The sequence below is a fragment of the Cryobacterium sp. CG_9.6 genome, from assembly GCF_029893365.1.
In the GTDB taxonomy this organism is placed as follows: Bacteria; Actinomycetota; Actinomycetes; order Actinomycetales; family Microbacteriaceae; genus Cryobacterium.
On record NZ_JARXUZ010000001.1, the window covers coordinates 1,930,744 to 1,951,741 of the forward strand.

Consider the following 20,998-nt stretch of genomic DNA (forward strand, 5'->3'; position numbering starts at 1 on the left):
CCGGATCAGACGTCGATACGATCTCGGCTGAGCTTGTCGGAGCTGTCCACGATGAATTCCTTGCGGGGTGCGACATCGTTTCCCATCAGGAGCTCGAACACTCGTGCAGCGGCGTCGGCGTCGTTGACTCGAACGCGACGCAGGGTGCGATGGGCGCGTTCCATGGTCGTTGTCGCGAGCTGGTCGGCATCCATTTCACCCAGTCCTTTGTAGCGCTGGATGGGGTCCTGGTATCGCCGCCCCTTCTTCTCGAGTGCACTCAGCACACCGTACAATTCCGGCTCGGAGTACGTGTAAATCGTTTCGTTGGGTTTACTGCCGGGGTTCATCACGACAACACGGTGCAGGGGCGGCACCGCAGCGAAGACGCGACCCTCGGCGATCATGGGGCGCATGTACCGGAAGAAGAGTGTGAGCAGGAGGGTGCGAATGTGCGCGCCGTCCACATCAGCGTCACTCATGATAATGACCTTGCCGTACCGGGCGGCCGACAGATCGAAGCTGCGGCCCGATCCGGCGCCGATCACCTGAATGATCGATGCGCACTCGGTATTCGACAGCATGTCGGAGACGGATGCCTTCTGCACGTTGAGAATCTTGCCGCGAATCGGCAGCAGGGCCTGGTGTTCACTGTCGCGAGCCAGTTTCGCCGTGCCGAGGGCCGAGTCACCCTCCACAATGAACAGCTCACTCGTGGAGACATCATTGCTGCGACAGTCCACAAGTTTTGCGGGCAGCGATGAGCTCTCCAGCGCATTCTTGCGGCGCTGGGTTTCCTTGTGTGCCCGCGCCGAAATGCGCGACTTCATTTCGGCGACGATCTTGTCGAGGACGACCGCAGACTGAGCCTTGTCATCGCGTTTGGGCGACAGGAAGCGTTCATTCATGGCTTTCGCTACGACTGCGGCCACAATGGCCCGCACAGCCGGTGTGCCGAGCACCTCTTTGGTCTGTCCCTCGAACTGCGGCTCGGGAAGACGCACCGTGAGCACAGCCGTCAGCCCAGCCATGACGTCATCCTTGTCGAGCTTGTCCGAGCCCACTTTGAGCCGTCGCGCGTTCTGTTCCACCTGCGCGCGGAGAAATTTGAGCAGGCCCGCATCAAAGCCGGCCTGATGGGTGCCACCCTTGGGTGTGGCAATGATATTGACGAAACTCTGCACGATCGTGTCGTAGCCGGTCCCCCAGCGCAGGGCAATATCCACCTGACACTCCCGCTCGAGTTCCGTGGGCACCATCGCACCCTTATTGGTGAGCACGGGGACTGTTTCCTTGAACGTGCCGTTTCCGGTGAGGCGCCAGGTATCGGTGATGGGCGTGTCGGTGGCGAGGTGGTCGACGAACTCGGAAATGCCTCCTGCAAACTGGAACGCGTTCACGACCTCCTCGTCCTTGCGGCGATCGGCCACCTCAATGGCCAAGCCCGGCACCAAAAAAGCCGTCTGGCGGGCACGATTGAGCACGTCCTCCGTTTGGAACGCAGCGCCCTTGGTGAAGATCTGGCGGTCTGCCCAGTAGCGCACCCGCGTTCCGGTGACTCCCTTGGCAACCTTGCCGATCACCCGCAACACACTCTGGTTCTCAAAGGGCGTGAACGGGGCGTCCGGGCTCTTGTCACCGGTATCGGCGAACAGCCCCGGCTCGCCGCGGTGGAAGGACATCGCCCACGTCTTACCGTCCCGGTCAACCTCAACGTCGAGGCGTTCAGAGAGGGCATTCACGACGGATGCGCCTACTCCGTGCAGTCCGCCCGATGCTGCATACGAGCCGCTCCCGAATTTACCGCCGGCGTGCAGTTTGGTAAAGACAACTTCAACACCGGTCAGACCGGTTTTGGGCTCAATGTCAACAGGGATGCCACGAGCGGTATCACGCACTTCCACGCTGTGGTCGGGATGCAGTTCAATCGTGATGCTGCTGCCGTGCCCACCGAGGGCCTCATCAACGGAGTTGTCGATGATTTCCCAGAGGCAGTGCATAAGACCGCGGGAGTCCGTGGAGCCGATGTACATGCCCGGACGTTTGCGCACCGCCTCAAGCCCTTCGAGGACGGACAGATGGCGCGCAGAATAATCAGAACTCACTTTCTAAGATTACCGGCCCCACTGGCGCCGCCGGAAAACGACACTCACCACGACCTGGTACGCCGCAAGCGAAATAGCCCGTATTGTGCTCCTTAATACAGCCGAGGCATGTTTACATAGTGCAAGAGGCAATTAGGTTTTTTGTCTGGAGGAGGAACACATGTCCAAGATCGCCACCGACAATAGTGCAGCAGACCAGCAGGGCGCTCCCCACCAGCTGACCGCAGCGGACCGCTGCGACGCTTGTGGTGCACAGGCCTACATCCGCGTCGTCGTCAATAACAGTGAACTCTTGTTCTGCGCCCACCACGGTCGCAAGCACCAAGAGAAGCTGTCGGCCATCGCCGAGAGCTGGCACGATGAGTCGAGCCGCCTGCTCGAAGACCAGCGCTCCTAGCCACCACCACAGGCACACAAACGGCCCGGGGAATCGTCTGAGACGATTCCCCGGGCCGTTTTTTGTAGGTTACGCGCTGGGAAGCGACAAACCAGCGGCGACCCGGTCGCGGGCGGCTTCGGCCACTGCATCGACTGAGATCGTGCGTTCGCCGGGCGCATAGTCAACACCGGCACGACGAAGAGCGGCGGTCAGGAGATGGTCGGCAAGCCGTGGATTGCGCGCAAGCACCGGGCCGTGAAGGTGGGTTCCCACGACGTCACCCATCACGAGGCCCTCACCGCCGTTTCCATTACCGGCTCCATAAGCAACACGGCCCAGTGGCGATGCCTCCGCACCCACGTAGTCACGGGCGTGATTCTCGAATCCCACCAGCCGACCGTGCTTGCTTGTCACGACGAGATCGTCAGTAGCCCGGGTCAGGCGCGGTACGGCTCGGCCGGCCACGAGTCCGAGTCCCTCAATCACTTTTCCATCGGTGAGTTCAATCCCCCAACTCAGCAATTCCCAGCCGGTTCCCACTGCAAGTAACGGCACTCCTGCTGTCGTCCACTCGCGAAGCTTGTCGACCATTGTCAACAACACGTCCCGGGCCTCGGTCAGTGCGGCGTCAGATCCGGACCCAATGACAATCGCATCGACCACGTCGGGAAGGTCCGCACGATTCGTCACGGTCACAACGGATGCGTCATGACCGCTCCAACGCGCCCGCTGGGCCAACACGCGCGCATTCTCCGCGTCGCCGTTCGTATTCAACAGATGGGGTAGCAGAGAAATGATCGTGAGCGTTCGGGTCATGACTGCACCTCGTCATTGGTAGCCAGGCCCAGATGCGCGCGGGTACGGCGCATTCCATCAGCCGAGAAGATAATGGTCTTGAGCCCGTGTCTGGGTGCCGGGAGGGCAAGGAAGGCGTCCAGTGCCGTCGGAACATCCGCTTCGATCCGGTCAACGACCACGTTGTCATAGGCCAATTGCAGAGCAATATCGTGAGCTTTCGAACCGGATGCGATCAGCACATGGGTGAGCGACGACGTGTTCACCGACCAGAAATACGACGGGTCGCGAACATCCGACCCGATCACGATCAAAATCTGCTCGGTCTGCGGTTCGAGGGCATCAACGTTCAACTGAAAACTCGCCGGATTCTGCACCAGCACAAATTCAACCTGCTGCCCGTGCACAGAAACAATCTCGCCACGACCAAAAACGGCAGGGATCGTGGAGAGTGCTTCCGCAGCGACAGCGGCGTCGAACCGCTCTCCCAGTGCGGCGCGGGCCGTAGCCAGCGCCGTGGCGGCATCCACGGCGTAGTGCGTTCCTCGAGCCGGCAGATCAATGCTGACCGTGGTGGACGGCTTCGCCTCAACCTCGCTCGAGGACGGCAGGGACACGTCGGCGCGACGCCCCGCCACGCCCGTGACGACGACACCAGCGCCGGATCGCAGACGATCACTGGCAGTGCGGGCGTAACCGAGACCCCGCGGGTTCGCAGCGAGAACACTGGCACTCACACCATACGGGGCAACACTGACCTCGGACCTCAGTCCCGATCCCACGTCGACGAGAAACTGGTCGTCGGCGTTGAGCACAACGGTCTCTGTGGCGCGTGCGGCAATTGCAGCCAGGAGCGATGCGACCATTTCGGAATCGTGAAATCGATCAATCTGGTCCACCATCACGTTGGTCAACGCCACAACGCGTGGCGTGAGTCCCCCCGCGATCCGAGCGCCGTGGCCCTCGTCCATTTCGAGCACACCGATATCGTCACTCATACGCCCGGTCAGGCTGACCCGCTCCAGGAGAGCAGATGTCAGGCCCTGGCTAATGTTCGCGGTGGACGAGTTGGTGAATACTCGTGTTCCATGGGCACGCAGTACCGCCACGAGCATCTTCGTCGTGGTCGATTTTCCGCTCGATCCCGTCACAATGACCAGACCCTGCGGGAAGCTGTTCAGCGTAGTGGTCAGAAAACCCGGGGCAATACGGTTGACGACAACCCCGGGAATGGCGGAACCTCCGCCGGGTTTGCGCCAACGCGCAACCACCCGCACGACCCGTCCCACCAGGATCGCCGGGGCATAACGAACAGGCACGTCTACTCGAGGTAGTCGCGTAGTGACTGCGACCGCGAGGGGTGACGCAATTTCGCCATCGTCTTCGACTCAATCTGACGAATGCGCTCACGCGTCACACCAAACGTGTCACCTATCTGGTCGAGAGTCTTGGGCATACCGTCACCGAGTCCGAAGCGCATACGGATCACTCCGGCTTCGCGCTCAGACAGGGAATCGAGCAAACTTTCCAGCTGCTTTTGCAGCATGGTGAACCCGACGGCGTCGGCCGGTACAACGGCTTCGGTGTCCTCAATGAGGTCACCGAACTCGCTGTCACCATCTTCACCCAGCGGGGTGTGAAGCGAAATGGGCTCGCGACCGTACTTCTGCACCTCGACGACTTTTTCGGGCGTCATGTCGAGCTCACGGCTGAGCTCTTCCGGTGTGGGTTCGCGACCCAGATCCTGCAGCATCTGACGCTGCACCCGAGCGAGCTTGTTGATGACCTCAACCATGTGAACCGGGATACGAATCGTGCGAGCCTGGTCCGCCATGGCACGGGTGATCGCCTGACGAATCCACCACGTTGCGTACGTGGAGAATTTGAATCCCTTGGTGTAGTCGAACTTCTCGACGGCACGGATCAGACCCAGGTTGCCCTCTTGGATAAGGTCAAGGAACTGCATTCCACGACCCGTGTAGCGCTTGGCGAGTGACACAACCAGGCGGAGGTTAGCGCCGAGCAGGTGACTCTTAGCGCGGGCGCCATCTTTGGCAACCCACTGAAGTTCGCGGCCGAGGGCCGTCTTCTTTTCGGCGTCGGTCATTTCCGCCATCTTGTCCTCGGCGAACAGCCCAGCTTCGATGCGCATCGCGAGCTCGACCTCTTCGGCCGCATTGAGCAGGGCAACCTTACCGATCTGCTTCAGGTAGTCCTTGACCGGGTCTGCCGTTGCGCCGGTGATGGCGCTGGAATAAACCGGAACTTCGTCTTCGTCATCGACGAGAGACAAGACGAGGGCTCCCTTGGGAAGCGGCTCGGTGGGAGCGGTGCGCTTCTCGTCGTCCGAGTCATCGTCATCGGTGGGGACCTCGTCGGAGGTGTCTTCGTCTTTGGCCGTGGTCTTCTTCACCGCGGCGGCGCGCTTACGCGGCGGCGCCTTTTCAGCAGCTGCAGCGGGGGCAGCCGGAGCGGCTGCTGCGGCCAGCTTAGCGGCGGCAGTCTTCGCGGCGGCAGTCTTGGCAGCCGCGGTCTTCGCTGTAGCGGTCTTGGGCTTGGCGGCCTTTGCTGGCGCACTCTCCGCAGCGGCGGAAGCCGCAGCCGCACTGGTTGTTGTGACCTCGGTGGTCAGCTCAGTTTTTACGGGGGTTGCCATTCGAACACCTCTCATGCCGAGTTATGCGCACGTGCCGACTTCCACCTACTTCCGGGGATTTCGGGCAGTACTAGGACCCATGTCAAGTCCCGGGACAACCGTGCCGGCATTTCACCGGAACTCCCAAGACCAGAACGGGTCCTGTTCCTAATTATTGCACGGTTTCTCTGGACGACAAGCCAGGGTGTCGACTACGCTGTCCCATTCCGCTTTTTCCATGCTCTGGAGACTGCAACCCACACCGGGGCCACGTCTATTCCCTCATCACGCGAGAGTTGCTCTCGTGTGCGGGAGCGAGCTCGAAGAAGAAAAATCACTCCGAGTCCCACAATCAGGTACTGAACGGCAAAAGCAACCTTGAAGGAACTGAGGGAATACAGGTCGCTCGGTGCTCCCCCGGCCGTGCGCCAACCATCCTGGAGATCCAGAAGCAGCCCCATCACAAACATGATCGTGAAGCTCGCAGTGAACCCACCGACGTTCACCACACCATTTGCCGAACCCAGGCTGCGCTGAGGGTTGAACGTGCGCGCAAAATCGAAGCCGATGAGGGAGCCGGGGCCACCGATACCGAGCACAATCAGCAGTGTCACAATCACACCGACGGGCGGGGTTCCCGGCCACAGGAGCACAACGGCCCACGCCACACCAATGGCACACACAATGGCAAGCACAATATTGCTGCGCCGAAGGGGATAGCGGGCGGTCAAGACACCGAGAACAGGGCCAAAAACAAGACCCGCTCCCACCAGGATCGTGAGCATGGCCGCCGCCCGCGCGGGATCGTAGCCCAACCCGTAAACCATGAACGGAAAACCCCACAGCAGGGTGAACACCGTTCCTGATGATTGGGTCACGTAGTGAGACCAAAAGCCGAGCTGCGTCCCAGGACGGGTAAAACTCTCTCTCAATTGCGTCACCGCTTCGGACCAGGTGTTCGCCCTGCTGTGCTCCGACGCGCCTGCGGGGCGATCTCTCACGAAGAGGAGCAGCACGATCAGTGCGATCAGGGCAACCGACGCTGCCGAGACAAAAGCCGGTGTCCACCCCCACACATGCAGGAGCCACGCCAGGGGAATTGCCGACAGCACCTGCCCCAACTGGCCGATGTTTCCCATCCACTGAGACAGGATCGGAACGATGCGACCCTGGAACCACGAGCTGATCAGACGGATCATGGAGATGAAAATGGCGGCGTCCCCCGCGCCCACAAGAATGCGGCCGATCACAGCAATGGTGATGCTCGGAGCAAACGCGAGGGTGAGCTGGCCAATAACCATGAGCGCCGTTCCACCCACCATGAGCGCTCGCGGCCCAAATCGGTCCACCATCACTCCCACGGGAATCTGCGCCGATGCATAGACGATGAGCTGAACGACAGCCAGACTCGACAGCACCGCGGCAGATCCGCCGAAACGTTCGGACGCTGAGACTCCGGCGATACCGAGCGATGTGCGTTGCAAAACCGCAGACAGGTACGCGAACGACCCGATGTAGAAGACTAACCAGGATCGACGGGAGTTCACTTACCTAACTTACCCGCGGCACCATGGCCACGACGAAGCGGACGGTCAGCTCAGTTCGACATCAGCGCGGTGCGACATCAGCGCGGTGCGACATCAGCGCGGTGCGACATCAGCTGAGTGGGTCAACTCAGTGGGCCGTCGTCCCGGGTGCGCCGAATCATCAGGAAGTTCTCCAGCTCAGCGGCAATCTCGTCGGCTGTCGGCAACTCACCGTCTTCGTCGGTCAGTGGAGACCGGAGGGGGCTGTCCTCCATATACGCGTCGTAACGCTGTTCCAAGGTGCCCACCAGCTTTGCCAGTTCGGGATTCTCACGCACCTGGTCATCGATCCGCGCAATGAACTCGCGATTGGCTTCCCGCAACCGATCGGTCGGAAAAATCAGTCCCGTCGATGCGCTCGTGCTCTCCAGAGCCGAGAGAGCGGCCGATGGGAATTCCGTGTCGGAGAGGTAATGGGGAATCAGGAGCACGTAGCCGACCGTTGACGCGCCCATTTCCTGAAGCCTGAACTCAACCAGATGCAGCACGTTTGCTGCGACCTGAGTGTGAGGTCTCCAGACCGACATGCTGCCAATGAGATCAGAACGATTTCCACTCACGGTCACACCAATACGCCGCGTGTGCGGTACGGGCATCGGAATGGCGTGCACCCACGTTGTTGAAGCCACGGTGAAGCGGCGTACGAGCTGCATGATGGCAGCGGTGAAGTGTTCCCAGCGAAAGTCCGGTTCGAAGCCGCCGAGAAAGAGGAACGGCTGCCCAATTTCGTCGTGAGCCAAGTACAGGCGCAACGACGGCGGCTGGTAGTCGGTGAGATGGTCTTTATCGAAGTAAATGATCGGCCGACGAGCGCGATAGTCGAGAAGCTCATCGGGGTCGAATTCGGCGATCACGGTGTGCTCCAAAGTACCCAGCAGGTACTCGGTAAATTGCGACACTGCTCCGCCGGCATCGGCGAAGCCGGTCAGGCCCGCAACCAAATTCAAACCGTCGGGCACGTTCTCAGCATCCGCGGTCAGCTTGTACAGTTCTAAAGGATCCCGCATGTCTTAACTGTATTCCGCCCCTTGTCGCACAGACGCAATTCGGCTAGAGATACGTAGTGCCGAGAGCGAACACTGTTTCGGGACGTACGATCGTGTTATGACAGTCCCCCAGCTTTTCGTATCCACTGTGGCCGTTCTTGATTCGGCCGCCGACATCATCGTTGTTGCTGCGCAGCAGACGGATGGCGTTCCCCGCCTCCTCGCAGACCCCACGTTGGAGTTCCTCACCGATCAGTTGAACGCACTGGGTGTGACGGGTGCCCCCGACGAAATTATGCGGGTTGCCGCTCCGGCCGGAGCGATGCGTTCCATTGCCATTGTGGGAATTGGTCGAGCGGTCACGACGGATTCTCTGCGTCATGCCGCTGGATCCGCCGTGCGCCAGCTCACCGGACTCACCACCGTTGCGTTTGCGATTCCGGTCGAGACCGCCCTCGAGGTCAACGCTCTTCTGGAGGGCGCGGCACTCGGCGGATACTCCTACACGGACTACCGGCACAGTTCATTGGCCACGACACGGCTGCCCGCGTCACAGATCACCGTGCACACGAGCGTTGATGCACCTGATGCGGTGAACCGGGCAGAAGCACTGAGCACCTCGGTCGGCCTCGTCAAGGACCTCGTCAACATGCCTCCCCTCGACCTTTATCCCGAGACACTCGCGGCGCAGGCAAACCAGGCTGTGAAGGGACTCCCGATTGACGTCACTGTCTGGGATGAAAAGCAGCTTGTGGCCGATGGCTTCGGAGGAATTGCCGGCGTCGGGCAGGGTTCCACTCGTCCCCCGCGATTGGTAAAGCTCAGCTACACGCCAGCCACCGCAACGAAGCACCTTGCACTGGTGGGTAAGGGAATTACCTTTGACACCGGCGGACTGTCCCTCAAGCCACCGGCATCCATGGTCGGCATGAAGTACGACATGACCGGTGCCGCAACGGTATTGGCCGTTATTGCTGCCGCTGCTCGACTTCAGCTTCCGCTGCGCATCACCGCCTGGATGTGCATCGCCGAAAACATGCCCTCCGGGTCGGCTATTCGACCAAACGACGTGCTGCGGATGCGCGGCGGTCGCACGGTCGAGGTTTTGAACACGGATGCCGAGGGTCGCCTCGTCCTCGCCGATGGTCTCGTTGCGGCCGGCGAAGAAGAGCCGGATGCCATCATTGACGTGGCAACGCTGACGGGCGCCGCCGTCGTCGCATTGGGAAACCGCTATTACGGAGTGATGGGTGACGACAATCTGGTCGCCGACGTCTTGACAGCAAGCACGAGTGTCGGCGAACCGGCGTGGCCCATGCCCTTCCCGTCCGAGCTGCGCGCCACGCTGAACTCTGACGTTGCAGATATCGCCAACGCCAAAATCGGGAGCACTGCCGGTGGGATGCTTCTGGCCGGCGTCTTCCTTAAGGAGTTCGTGGCACCGAACATTCCGTGGGCCCACGTAGACATCGCGGGACCGGCACAAAACTCCGGCAGCCCCTGGGGATTCACCGGTGTCGGGCCCACCGGAGTGTCCGTTCGGGCGCTCATCCGACTGGCAGAGGACTTTTCACGCCCGTAGTACAGTCGAAGGGGCAAGAAAAGCTTGCCGTTGTTGCCTGCTGGCACGTTTAACCCGAGCCAGCGGGTGCAGGGTGTCGTGCGCGAGGGAGTAGTTGAGTGTCGGAACAAAACTTTGACATTGTCGTTCTTGGTGGCGGAAGCGGTGGCTACGCAGCAGCGTTGCGTGCTGTGCAGCTCGGTTTCACCGTTGGCCTGATCGAAAAGAACAAGCTGGGAGGCACGTGCCTTCACGTGGGCTGCATCCCCACAAAGGCGCTCCTGCACTCCGCTGAGGTTGCCGACGTCAGCCGCGAAGGCGCCAAGTATGGAGTCAAATCCACCTTTGATGGCATTGACATTGCAGCGGTGACCGCATTCCGTGAGGGAATCGTCGCCAGCAAGTACAAGGGTTTGCAGGGACTCGTCAAGGCTCGCGGTATCACCGTGATTCAGGGTGAAGGCCACCTCATCTCCCCCACGACCGTTCAGGTCGGTGACGACACCATCGTGGGCAAGAACATCATTCTCGCCACCGGCTCCTACTCCCGCACGCTCCCCGGACTCGAACTGGGTGGACGAGTCATCACGAGCGAGCAGGCTATCGATCTGGACTACGTGCCCAAGAAGGTTGTCGTCCTCGGCGGCGGCGTCATTGGCGTTGAATTTGCGAGCGTGTGGCGATCCTTCGGGTCCGACGTCACTATCGTCGAGGGTCTTGCCCACCTCGCTCCGATGGAGGAAGAGTCCATCTCCAAGCAGCTGGAGCGGGCATTCCGCAAGCGCGGAATCGAATTCTCTCTCGGGGTGCGATTCCAGAGCGTCACGCAGAGTGACACGGGCGTTGTCGTCACCCTGGAAAACGGCACCGTTATCGAAGCAGACATTCTGCTCGTAGCCGTGGGCCGCGGCGCGGCAACTGCTGGTCTCGGCTTCGAAGAGGTCGGTGTCACTGTTGACCGCGGTTTCGTCATCACCAACGAGCGCCTGGCCACGAACATCCCCGGCGTCTACGCCGTCGGTGACATCGTTCCCGGCCTCCAGCTGGCGCACCGTGGCTTCCAGCACGGCGTCTTCGTCGCCGAAGAGATCGCGGGCATGAACCCGATCGTCGTCGAAGACCTCAACATCCCCAAGGTGACATACTGCGACCCAGAGATCGCGTCCGTCGGCTACTCCGAAGCCCAAGCTGCGGAGAAGTTCGGTAAGGATGACATCGCCACCTACGAGTACAACCTCGGAGGCAACGGCAAGAGTTCCATCCTTGGCACGAGTGGTTCGATCAAACTCGTCCGGGTGAAGGACGGCCCCATTGTCGGTGTGCACATGATCGGCGCTCGCGTCGGCGAGCTCATCGGTGAGGGTCAGCTCATTGTCAACTGGGAGGCGTACCCGGAGGACATCACTCCCCTGTTCCACGCGCACCCCACCCAGAATGAGGCACTCGGTGAGGCCTTCCTGGCCCTTGCCGGCAAGCCCCTCCACGCTATGTAACCGGTTCTCCGGCAACAGAAGAGAAATCTAATAACTTATGAATACACAACTGGTTTTGAAGGAGACATGCGCATGAGCGAATCCGTCAGCCTCCCGGCACTCGGTGAGAGTGTCACAGAGGGAACGGTCACCCGCTGGCTCAAGAATGTGGGCGACCGCGTGGAGGTCGACGAGCCACTGCTCGAAGTGTCGACCGACAAGGTGGACACGGAAATTCCGTCGCCCATTGCCGGCATCATTGAAGCAATCTTGGTTCAGGAAGACGAAACTGTCGAGGTGGGCACCCCGCTCGTCACGATCGGCGACGGTTCTGCAGCGGCTCCGGCCCCAGAACCGGTTGTCGAAGCGGCGGCAGAGCCCGTCGTGGTCCCCGAGCCCGTTGCTGCCCCCGTTGTCGTAGCCGAGCCGGCCCCGGTCGTCGCTGCACCGGTTGCCGCACCGGCAGCGGTTGCGCCCCCCGTAGCTGCACCCGCACCCGTGGCGCCCCCCGTGGCCGCCCCCGTGGCTGCACCCGCCCCCGTGGCGGCACCGGTCGCCGCACCGGCACCGGCTGCGCCTCCTGTCGCTGCCCCCGTGGCTGCACCCGTCACCGCACCGGAGACCCGTGGTTCGCACGCTGGGACCAGCGGATACGTCACGCCGATCGTGCGCAAGCTGGCCAACGAGGCTGGCGTTGATCTGTCAACGATCACCGGCACCGGCGTCGGTGGACGCATCCGCAAGCAGGACATCGCTGCGGCGTCAACTGCTGCCGCTGCCGCTCCCGTTTCCGCGGCAGCACCGGTCGTTGCAGTGTCGCCGCTGCGCGGCACGACGCAGCCGATGTCTCGTCTGCGTAAGGTCATTGCCGAGCGCGCCGTCATCTCCATGCAAGCATCCGCTCAGCTCACGACCGTCATTGAAGTGGACGTAACTCGCGTCGCGATGCTCCGTGACCGTGTCAAGGGTGATTTCCACGCCAAGACCGGTAACAAGCTCTCCTTCCTGCCGTTCTTTGCACTCGCTGCCGCAGAGGCACTGCAGGCCGTGCCGATTGTCAACGCGACAATCGAGGGTGACACCATCGTGTACCCGGCTCAGGAAAACATGAGCATTGCCGTTGACACCGAGCGCGGGCTGCTGACACCGGTTGTGCGCAACGCGGGAGACCTCGATCTTGCCGGCTTCGCTGCGCAGATCGCTGACCTCGCCGCACGCACCCGTGACAACAAGCTGAAGCCGGACGAGCTGTCGGGCGGAACGTTCACGCTGACCAACACCGGTTCACGTGGCGCCCTGTTTGACACACCGGTGGTCTTCCTGCCGCAGAGTGCAATTCTCGGCACCGGAATTGTGTACAAGAAGCCCCTCGTTGTCACCACCGACGGACTTGACTCGATTGCCATTCGTTCGAGCGTGTACCTCGCCCTCTCGTACGACCACCGCATCATTGACGGTGCAAACGCAGCACTCTTCCTCACCACGATGAAGGCGCGCCTCGAAGCTGGCGCGTTCGAGGGCAACCTCGGCATTTGAGTGAACTGTCGCTAATACGCGAATATCTCGCGTAACCGCCACCCGGCCTCGCCCTTGACCACAAGGACCGAGGCCGGTTTGCTGTTTAGCTCACCCCTCGTATCGCTGCCTGTTCCTTCGGAACCAGGAGGTGACAGCGACAGGAGGGCCATATTGCCGGTACGTTCCACCAGCTCGACTACGAGCGTCGTATAGTCCGGCTCCGAAGTGAGCGCACCTCCCTGTTGCAGTAACCGAACTGTGTAACTATCGCCCGACATCGCGGTAGACCCGGACTGGTCAGCCGTGTCGAGACACACGACCGAGGCGGTCGCCAGGCACGCAGCACGACGGTTCAGGAGCACCGGGACGGCGAGAACCGGATCATCACCCTCCACCGCCGCAGAATCAGCAGCAGCCGGCTCCCGCACGGGTTCTGACGGCGCCACCTCCGCTTCGTAAGGTGAAGGAGATGTCTCCGTCGTGGCGGCGCCCTGCGGCGTGGCAGCTGACTCCTGACCCTGGCTGGGGTCACCTTCTCCCGCAGGGATCAGAGTGACCACCGCGAGAAGCACGGCGCCGCCCACGAGCACGGCGGTCACGAGCGGTCGATGACGAGCTGTGAGGCTGGAAGTCAGGCGAGATCGAAGCTGCACGAGCGGATGCCCATCCACTAGGCCGAGAGCCGTCCCGACCAGCATCTGAGCGCGTGCCCGCAGCCGCTGAGGACCCCCCGACTGCTCGCGGTGGCGCCTCTTCGCCCGAGTGGACTGCACCGGTATACCCACCACTGTGGGGAGAAGCCGGCCCGGGGCGCACCCCGGGGTGGTGTCGGTCTCCGTAGTGATCAGCCGCACGGGCCCTGCGGGCATCCACTCGAACAACTGACGTTCGAGGTCAGGCAGGCAGGGCCGAAAGGGGGTGCTCCAGATGAGGCCCTCGAATCTATCGGCGAGGAGTCCTGCCTCGCGACGTGTCTCGTGCTGCTCTGCACCTGGTTCAAGGTGTGCAAAGACCTCTCGCAGCACACAGGTGAGCCGACAGTAATCCTCCCGCAGTGCTTTCCGTCGGGCCATCGACTCCTCCGACAATTCACGAAGCGCACCGAGGCCCGCGAGTAGTGGACGGCCCGTCGGATAAAAGAGCACGGTCACCGGACTCAGGCTGCCATGACTGAGCCCGGCGTCATGCAGCTTGGCGACTGCCAGGGTTACCGAAGCCAGAATAGTGACTGCTTCTCCCGTCGAGATGGTGCCCCTGTCGCTCAGATAGCGCCCCAGCGTGCGTCCGTCAAGCCGTTCCAGAACCACGCAGACGCGATCGTCCGGCAGCGAGGCCACATCGAGGAGCGTGCCGAAGGGGCCGTCGGGGTTCGAACACAAGAGTTAAATCTCGCGTTCAATGGATTCGCCATTCGCAGTCGGCCGGAAGACCTTCAGTGCCACGGGTGGTCGTCCGGGGATGGCCGAGTGCCCTAAATAGATATCCGACCGTTCACCCGATGCGAGGGTGCGGACAACGCGGTAACCCGCAATGTCGCGGGGAACCTGACCGTCGTTGGTCTCGGACTTTTCCTGAACGTGGTTGGGCGTGCTGCCGCGCTCAGCAGCGTCCGCGTGCCTCGCCCGCCCACTCTGCATCATGGTGACTCTTCCTGTAGTGATCGTGCCGAATGTCACCAGCTTCTCGCTACTATCGCCCGCACGTAATTCTGGAGCCACACGTGTGGGGAACTCCGAATGCACCGGAGTGTGCAGGGACGGAACGCCACATCCGCAGTCGGCAGCTGAGCTAGACTGCGTGCATGCTCGACTTTGTCGTCGCGGGGCTAAGCGCCAACTCCGTGCCGTATGTTGAGGGCCTTGAGCTCCAACGCGCAGTCCATCGTTCCGTCGTCTCGGGAGAGAAAACGGACACCGTCCTTCTCCTTGAGCACCCCGCCGTGTATACGGCGGGTAAACGTACCCTGCCCGACGAAAGACCGGTGGACGATACCCCGGTCATCGATGTGGATCGCGGGGGCAAGATCACCTGGCACGGGCCAGGTCAGCTCGTGGGATACCCGATCCTGGCACTTGCCGATCCCATCGATGTTGTGGGTTACGTGCGCCAGCTGGAGGAAATCCTCATCGGCGTGCTCACGGACTTCGGCATCACCGGCGTCCGGGTAGAAGGACGCTCGGGAGTCTGGGTCGGGCCCGCCGGTGAGGAAGCAAAAATCGCCGCCATCGGCATTCGTGTCGCCAACGGTGTCACCATGCACGGCTTTGCCCTCAACTGCAGCAACTCGCTGGAACCCTACACACACATCATTGCGTGCGGCATCCGGGACGCCGGCGTCACCACAATGTCGACCGTCCTGGGTCACCTGATCGAACCGGCCGATGTGATCGCATCCGTCGAAGCCAATTTTCTCCGGTCCAGCCTGCAGGGTTCCGACCGACCGAGCACAGTGAAGGTGTCAGCATGAGTGCAGTACCCGAGGGTCGCAAACTTCTGCGACTGGAGATTCGTAACGCCGAGACTCCCATTGAGCGCAAGCCCGAGTGGATCAAGACCGTGGCAAAGATGGGCCCGGAGTATCGCAAGCTGCAGAATCTGGTGAAGAGCGAAGGCCTGCATACGGTCTGCCAGGAGGCGGGCTGTCCCAACATCTTCGAGTGCTGGGAAGACCGTGAAGCCACCTTCCTTATTGGCGGTTCCCAGTGCACCCGCCGGTGCGACTTCTGTCAGATCGACACGGGCAAGCCAGCTGACTACGACACCGATGAACCGCGTCGTGTGGGCGAGTCCGTTGTGGCCATGAATCTGCGTTACGCCACCGTCACCGGAGTCGCCCGCGACGATCTGCCTGACGAGGGCGCCTGGCTCTACGCCGAGACAATCCGACAGATTCACCAGCAGAGTCCCGGAACCGGTGTCGAAATCCTTATTCCGGATTTCTCCGGCAACCCTGATCACCTGGGTCAGGTTTTTGATGCCAAACCCGAAGTCTTCGCCCACAACGTGGAAACCGTCCCGCGCATCTTCAAAAGGGTTCGACCCGCTTTTCGGTACGACCGTTCACTGGATGTGCTCACACAGGGGCGAGCTGCCGGCATGATCACGAAGTCCAACCTCATCCTGGGCATGGGCGAGGAACGTGCCGAGGTCAGCCAGGCCCTGCAGGACCTCCACGACGCTGGCACCGACATCATCACCATCACCCAGTACCTGCGCCCGAGCGCCCGGCACCTGCCCGTCGCCCGCTGGGTACGACCGGAGGAGTTTGTCGAGCTTCGCGAGGAGGCCGAAGCCATCGGCTTCATTGGCGTGCTGTCCGGGCCCCTCGTGCGGTCGTCCTACCGCGCCGGCCGGCTGTGGGCGAAGTCGATGCAGGCCACGGGTCGCGAGATCCCCGAGGACCTTCGTGCGCTGGCGGATGCCTCACTCGGTTTTGCGCAAGCCGTTTAGGCCCGAAATTCGGTCACGAACATTCAGGTGACTAGGTAGTCTTAGGTTCATGGCACGCAGCAAGGACAAAACTCCAAAACCACCCAAGAAGCCCGGTCGCATTAAGCAAATGTGGCAGGTGTTCCAGATGACACGGCGTTACGACTCCAACATCGTCTGGATCATGATTCTGGGCTTCCTGGTTCCGGTTCTCATCAGCGTCGCCCTGGCGTTGACTCTTTCACCCGGAAACGTACTGACGATCATTCTCTGGGCTATCTCGGGCGTGCTCGCCGGCAGCCTGGTCATGCTCATCGTTCTGGGGCGTCGCGCCGAAAAAGCCGCGTACTCCCAGATCGAGGGCCAGCCAGGAGCCGTTGGTGCTGTTCTGCGCAGCTCGCTTAAGCGCGGCTGGGTTGGTAGCGAGATGCCCGTTGCGGTGAACGGCAAGACGCAGGACGCCGTGTACCGTGCCGTGGGACGCGGCGGGGTCGTACTCATCAGCGAGGGTCCCAAAACTCGCACGCAGCGGATGCTCGATGACGAACGTCGTCGCGTGGCCAAGGTGGGCGGCAACGTCACCGTGACCGTCATTGCGGTGGGACCTGACGCCGATGCTGTGCCCCTGCACAAGCTCGCCCGTCGTCTCACCCGGATCAAGCCCACGCTGACCAAGGCGGAGGTCCTTGCGGTCAACAACAGGCTCACGTCCATGACGACCAAACTTCCCATCCCCAAGGGCGTCGATCCCCTGAAGGCCCGGCCGCAGCGCGGCTAGATCTCCCGCACCACGAAAGAACGGGCACCTGATCATCAGGTGCCCGTTCTTTTTTCGCGTTCTCGACGAGCGCAGAAGCGCCAGGCCGGTCAGGCGCGCAGCAGGACTGTTCCAGCGACCTTGTCGTGGAAACCGCGCTGATCCGAGTCCCAAACCAGTGCGGGGAGCACAATAACGAGCAAAACGGACCGGACGATCGCACGCCACGGACCGATCCAGCCGCCGAGCACGGGGACGACCCTCAACCCCACGAGACGATGGCCGATGCTGCCGCCGATCGTGGGAATGAAGATCAATTGCAGCAAAACAAAGATCACAGAGTTCGCCACGGCGCTGTAGTCGAAGAAGATGACAGACACCCCCACGGCCAACGACCAATCGATAGCAACCCCCGCCAAGCGTCGACCGGGACGACCAACGGAGCCCGGTCCGGAACGAGGGAGACCGAGGCGCTCACCAGGCCACAAACTCGGAGCGGGGGGACCGGACGGACGGGAGGAAGAGTCAAAAGTGGCCACCCAATGATTCTATCGAGCGACCTCGCCTGTAACATGTGTGAAACACAAGCGTCACGGTCGGGTAATGCCGCCACAGTAATCTCAGGGAATCTGCAGTGTGAAACACTGCGTGATCCACGCCCACTTCGTTTGGAGTAAACCCGTATGTTCCGCGATTCGTCAGAAGTGCTCAAATTCATTAAGGACACCGACGTCAAGTTTCTTGACATCCGTTTCACTGACCTGCCCGGTGTGCAGCAGCACTTCAACATCCCGGCCTCGACCGTTGATGAAGAATTCTTCACCGTCGGTCAGATGTTCGATGGTTCGTCGATCCGCGGTTTCGCGTCGATCCACGAGTCCGACATGCAGCTCATCCCCGATGTGTCAACCGCCTACATCGACCCCTTCCGTGCCGAGCGCACGCTCATCATGCTCTTCGACATCTACAACCCGCGCAACGGTGAAATCTACTCGAAGGACCCTCGTCAGGTTGCCAAGAAGGCTGAGAAATACCTCGCCTCCACCGGCATCGGTGACACGGCGTTCTTCGGCTCCGAGGCCGAGTTCTACATCTTCGATGACGTTCGCTACGAAGTAACCCAGCACACCAGCTTCTACTCCGTGGACTCGAGTGAAGGCGCCTGGAACTCCGGGCGTAAGGAAGAGGGCGGAAACCTCGCCAACAAGACACCCTTCAAGGGTGGCTACTTCCCGGTGAGCCCCGTTGACCAGCATGTCGACATGCGTGACGACATTTGCCTCAAACTTATTGACTCCGGCCTGACCCTCGAACGCAGCCACCACGAGGTGGGCACCGGTGGACAGGGTGAGATCAACTACAAGTTCGACACCATGGTGCACGCGGCCGACGACCTGCTGAAGTTCAAGTACATCGTCAAGAACACCGCCCACGACTGGGGCAAGACCGCAACCTTCATGCCCAAGCCCCTCTTCGGCGACAACGGCTCGGGCATGCATACCCACCAGTCCCTCTGGGCCGATGGCAAGCCGCTGTTCTACGACGAGGCCGGCTATGGCGGGCTCTCCGATGTGGCCCGTTGGTACATCGGCGGCCTGCTGAAGCACGCTCCCGCCGTTTTGGCCTTCACGAACCCCACGGTCAACTCGTACCACCGCCTGGTTCCGGGTTTCGAAGCTCCGGTCAACCTGGTCTACTCGGCCGGTAACCGTTCGGCGTCGATCCGCATTCCGATCACCGGTACGAACCCCAAGGCCAAGCGCCTCGAGTTCCGCGCCCCCGACGCATCCGGAAACCCGTACCTGGCCTTTGCAGCTCAGCTCATGGCGGGCCTGGACGGTATCAAGAACCGTATCGAGCCGCACGAGCCGGTCGATAAGGACCTGTACGAACTTCCGCCGGAGGAAGCAAAGAACATCCCCCAGGTTCCCGCGTCGCTCGAGGAAGCCCTGAAGGCTCTCGAGGCCGACCACGACTTCCTGCTTGCCGGAAACGTGTTCACGCCCGAGCTGATCGAAACCTGGATCGAGTACAAGCGCGAGAACGAGATCAAGCCTCTTGCCCAGCGCCCGCACCCGTTCGAGTTCGAGCTCTACTACGGGGTGTAGGTCTTTCCCCAGTGAATCACTGGGCTGAGAGTGTCTCAGTCCGCAACGAGTCCGCACGAGCAGCCATGACGTTACCAATGGCCGCGCGTGCGGACTCATCTTTGTCTGGCCACATGTGGCTGTAGGTGTCGAGTGTCGTCTTCGCGGACGCGTGCCGTAAACGGTTCTGGACTACCTTCACGTCGAGCCCGGACGCGATCAGCAATGATGCAAAGTAGTGGCGCAGGTCGTGGATCCGAAACCCTGCAGGTAGGCCTTTGATCGAGTCCCTGGCGATCCTGAAGGCCGTCTCAATCGTGTACGGCGCGACTGGCCGGCCGAATGCGCCGATGACCAGAGTGGGACTCCCCCACTTGGCTGGGACGCGGTTTAGCTCGAGCGCCAAATCAGCAGGAATCGGAATTGGTGTCTTCGACATCTCGGTCTTCAGCGGTTCGGCTGGATACTGAATCGCCGGGGTAATGATGCCGCGCATGAAGTCCACGTCTGAGACTCGCAACGCTGCGATCTCGGCAACACGTAGGCCCGCGAAGGCGCCAAGCAAGATCACCGGCTTCATGCCTTCGGGCATAGCGTCGTGGAGTGCCCACACCTGGGCCGTGGTCGCAACGTAGGGACGTTGTTTACCTGCAGGGGGTGACGTTCTACGGCTCACCGGCGACCGGGGCAGGAGACCGTCGTGCACGGCGTCTGAGAACACATGTGAGAGACGAGCGTGCAGGGCATAGACCGTGGAGTCTGCCAGTCCGGACGCCTTCAGCTGCACGGTCCACGCCTTCACCTCTGAAGGCCGAACGCTCGCAAGCGGGCGCGCGCCGAATGCGGCCACGATGTGCTTCACGTGAGTGCGCGCTTGCCTCACAGTCGTCGCCCGGTTCGTCTCGTAGCCCTTCAGCCAAACGGCGCACCACTCCCCCACGGTCATCTTCGCCGTCTTCGGGTCCACATAAGTGCTGGTGACCACAGCAGCCGTAACGGAGTCCAACCAGCCTTGTGCGGTCATCTCACCGGTCTGCGTCTTATCCCGGTACTTGAAGTGTCGAGAGTACTCTACGCCCGCGGCATCCCGGTACCGGGCGCGGTACATGCCATTAGGACGTTTCTTTATGCTCGCCATGGGCCTTGAAATTCGCATGCAATATGTCTATATATTTTCCCTGGCTCTGCGTTATGTCCACGGGGTCGTACTTGTAAAGCTTCTGTTCTAGTTCACCTTGAAGCGCGTTTTCCAACCTGTAGTGGCTAGCCAGACTCTCGGGAGTTGTGCGGAGCCAATCTGCAACGGCTTCACCTAATTCAAACGAGATTTCCATGCTTTCAGCTCCCAAGGCCAATTCCAGTTGTGCTGAATGGAAATTAGCGATGGAATGCTCAAGTTCCTGATTAGCCGCTGACATTTTATTCATGGCGATCAAGATGTCGGCTCCGTCGCTCGACACCGTGAGCCTAGTTGAAGTGAATATCCCGAGTATCTGGGTAACGTCTTCGGCTTCAGCCAGCCTCAGAGGTCGCTCCCCTTTTTCAATGCTCCAAACCGTTGCTTGAGACCACTTCCAGCCAAGAGTTCGCATCTGGGAGGCCAGTTCCTTTTGGCTCATCTCTCCGCGAAAGGCTGCCATGTTTCGGCCTATTTGCTGATCCGGTGTCATCATCACATCACTCTACTAGCGTTCCCATTCATAGGTCAC

The 20,998-nt window shown here is 61.2% G+C and carries 19 protein-coding genes; 8 read left to right on the forward strand and 11 right to left on the reverse strand.

Features of this window, described 5'->3' with window-relative positions:
• Positions 1-5: 5 nt before the first annotated feature.
• Positions 6-2,084: a DNA topoisomerase IV subunit B gene (locus H4V99_RS08775; RefSeq protein ID WP_280677393.1), complete on the reverse strand. Its 2,079-nt coding sequence runs from the start codon at positions 2,082-2,084 to the stop codon at positions 6-8.
• A gap of 160 nt (positions 2,085-2,244) precedes the next feature.
• Between H4V99_RS08775 and H4V99_RS08780 the strand changes: the two genes are divergently transcribed.
• Entirely contained in the window at positions 2,245-2,481 is a 237-nt protein-coding gene (locus H4V99_RS08780; protein ID WP_280677395.1) for a hypothetical protein, read from the forward strand.
• A 69-nt stretch (positions 2,482-2,550) separates the two neighbouring features.
• Here the strand turns inward: H4V99_RS08780 and H4V99_RS08785 are convergent, their stop codons facing one another.
• The 5 genes from H4V99_RS08785 to H4V99_RS08805 form a co-directional block, all read right to left on the reverse strand.
• Complete coding sequence (locus H4V99_RS08785; RefSeq protein WP_280677397.1) at positions 2,551-3,279, reverse strand: cobyric acid synthase; 729 nt, start codon at positions 3,277-3,279, stop codon at positions 2,551-2,553.
• On the reverse strand, positions 3,276-4,577 hold the full coding sequence (locus H4V99_RS08790; RefSeq protein ID WP_280677399.1) for a MurT ligase domain-containing protein: 1,302 nt from the start codon (positions 4,575-4,577) through the stop codon (positions 3,276-3,278). Before H4V99_RS08790 ends, H4V99_RS08785 begins: the two co-directional genes overlap by 4 nt.
• Before the next feature lie 2 nt (positions 4,578-4,579).
• Positions 4,580-5,914 (reverse strand): RNA polymerase sigma factor, encoded by a 1,335-nt coding sequence (locus H4V99_RS08795; protein WP_280677401.1) that lies wholly within the window; start codon positions 5,912-5,914, stop codon positions 4,580-4,582.
• 191 nt (positions 5,915-6,105) lie between these two features.
• A complete protein-coding gene (locus tag H4V99_RS08800) occupies positions 6,106-7,440 on the reverse strand; it encodes an MFS transporter (protein ID WP_280677403.1) in 1,335 nt (444 codons plus the stop codon).
• A gap of 122 nt (positions 7,441-7,562) precedes the next feature.
• The gene (locus H4V99_RS08805; protein WP_280677405.1) at positions 7,563-8,486 is read right to left on the reverse strand and encodes a PAC2 family protein; all 924 of its coding nucleotides are present in this window, start codon (positions 8,484-8,486) and stop codon (positions 7,563-7,565) included.
• A 97-nt stretch (positions 8,487-8,583) separates the two neighbouring features.
• On the opposite strand from H4V99_RS08805, the gene H4V99_RS08810 reads away from it, so the two are divergent.
• The 3 genes from H4V99_RS08810 to sucB all read left to right on the forward strand — a co-directional run bounded on the left by H4V99_RS08810 (position 8,584) and on the right by sucB (position 13,034).
• The gene (locus H4V99_RS08810; protein WP_280677407.1) at positions 8,584-10,047 is read left to right on the forward strand and encodes a leucyl aminopeptidase; all 1,464 of its coding nucleotides are present in this window, start codon (positions 8,584-8,586) and stop codon (positions 10,045-10,047) included.
• Positions 10,048-10,145: 98 nt separating this feature from the next.
• A complete protein-coding gene (gene lpdA / locus H4V99_RS08815) occupies positions 10,146-11,519 on the forward strand; it encodes a dihydrolipoyl dehydrogenase (RefSeq protein ID WP_280677409.1) in 1,374 nt (457 codons plus the stop codon).
• A 72-nt stretch (positions 11,520-11,591) separates the two neighbouring features.
• A complete protein-coding gene (gene sucB, locus H4V99_RS08820) occupies positions 11,592-13,034 on the forward strand; it encodes a 2-oxoglutarate dehydrogenase, E2 component, dihydrolipoamide succinyltransferase (RefSeq protein ID WP_280677411.1) in 1,443 nt (480 codons plus the stop codon).
• A gap of 11 nt (positions 13,035-13,045) precedes the next feature.
• Here sucB and H4V99_RS08825 read toward each other — a convergent pair whose 3' ends face one another.
• Both H4V99_RS08825 and H4V99_RS08830 read right to left on the reverse strand, forming a co-directional pair.
• Positions 13,046-14,395, reverse strand: coding sequence for a hypothetical protein (locus H4V99_RS08825; protein WP_280677413.1), 1,350 nt, complete (start codon positions 14,393-14,395; stop codon positions 13,046-13,048).
• Positions 14,396-14,398: 3 nt separating this feature from the next.
• Positions 14,399-14,656: a hypothetical protein gene (locus tag H4V99_RS08830; RefSeq protein WP_280677415.1), complete on the reverse strand. Its 258-nt coding sequence runs from the start codon at positions 14,654-14,656 to the stop codon at positions 14,399-14,401.
• Between the two features lie 161 nt (positions 14,657-14,817).
• Here H4V99_RS08830 and lipB point away from each other — a divergent pair, with 161 nt between their 5' ends.
• From lipB to H4V99_RS08845, 3 genes are read left to right on the forward strand one after another with little or no spacing between them, the layout of a single operon-like run.
• Positions 14,818-15,483, forward strand: a complete 666-nt coding sequence (gene lipB, locus H4V99_RS08835; RefSeq protein WP_280677417.1) for a lipoyl(octanoyl) transferase LipB — start codon at positions 14,818-14,820, stop codon at positions 15,481-15,483.
• Entirely contained in the window at positions 15,480-16,466 is a 987-nt protein-coding gene (lipA, locus tag H4V99_RS08840; RefSeq protein WP_280677419.1) for a lipoyl synthase, read from the forward strand. The genes lipB and lipA overlap by 4 nt, the downstream gene beginning before the upstream one ends.
• A 49-nt stretch (positions 16,467-16,515) precedes the next feature.
• Positions 16,516-17,223: a DUF4191 domain-containing protein gene (locus H4V99_RS08845; protein WP_280677421.1), complete on the forward strand. Its 708-nt coding sequence runs from the start codon at positions 16,516-16,518 to the stop codon at positions 17,221-17,223.
• 89 nt (positions 17,224-17,312) lie between these two features.
• On the opposite strand, the gene H4V99_RS08850 is transcribed toward H4V99_RS08845, so the two are convergent.
• Positions 17,313-17,741 (reverse strand): RDD family protein, encoded by a 429-nt coding sequence (locus H4V99_RS08850; protein WP_280677423.1) that lies wholly within the window; start codon positions 17,739-17,741, stop codon positions 17,313-17,315.
• 144 nt (positions 17,742-17,885) lie between these two features.
• On the opposite strand from H4V99_RS08850, the gene glnA reads away from it, so the two are divergent.
• Positions 17,886-19,310: a type I glutamate--ammonia ligase gene (gene glnA / locus H4V99_RS08855; RefSeq protein ID WP_280677426.1), complete on the forward strand. Its 1,425-nt coding sequence runs from the start codon at positions 17,886-17,888 to the stop codon at positions 19,308-19,310.
• A gap of 16 nt (positions 19,311-19,326) precedes the next feature.
• Here glnA and H4V99_RS08860 read toward each other — a convergent pair whose 3' ends face one another.
• On the reverse strand, positions 19,327-20,445 hold the full coding sequence (locus tag H4V99_RS08860; protein WP_280677428.1) for a site-specific integrase: 1,119 nt from the start codon (positions 20,443-20,445) through the stop codon (positions 19,327-19,329).
• Positions 20,402-20,962, reverse strand: a complete 561-nt coding sequence (locus tag H4V99_RS08865; RefSeq protein WP_280677430.1) for a hypothetical protein — start codon at positions 20,960-20,962, stop codon at positions 20,402-20,404. Before H4V99_RS08865 ends, H4V99_RS08860 begins: the two co-directional genes overlap by 44 nt.
• Between the last annotated feature and the right edge of the window lie 36 nt (positions 20,963-20,998).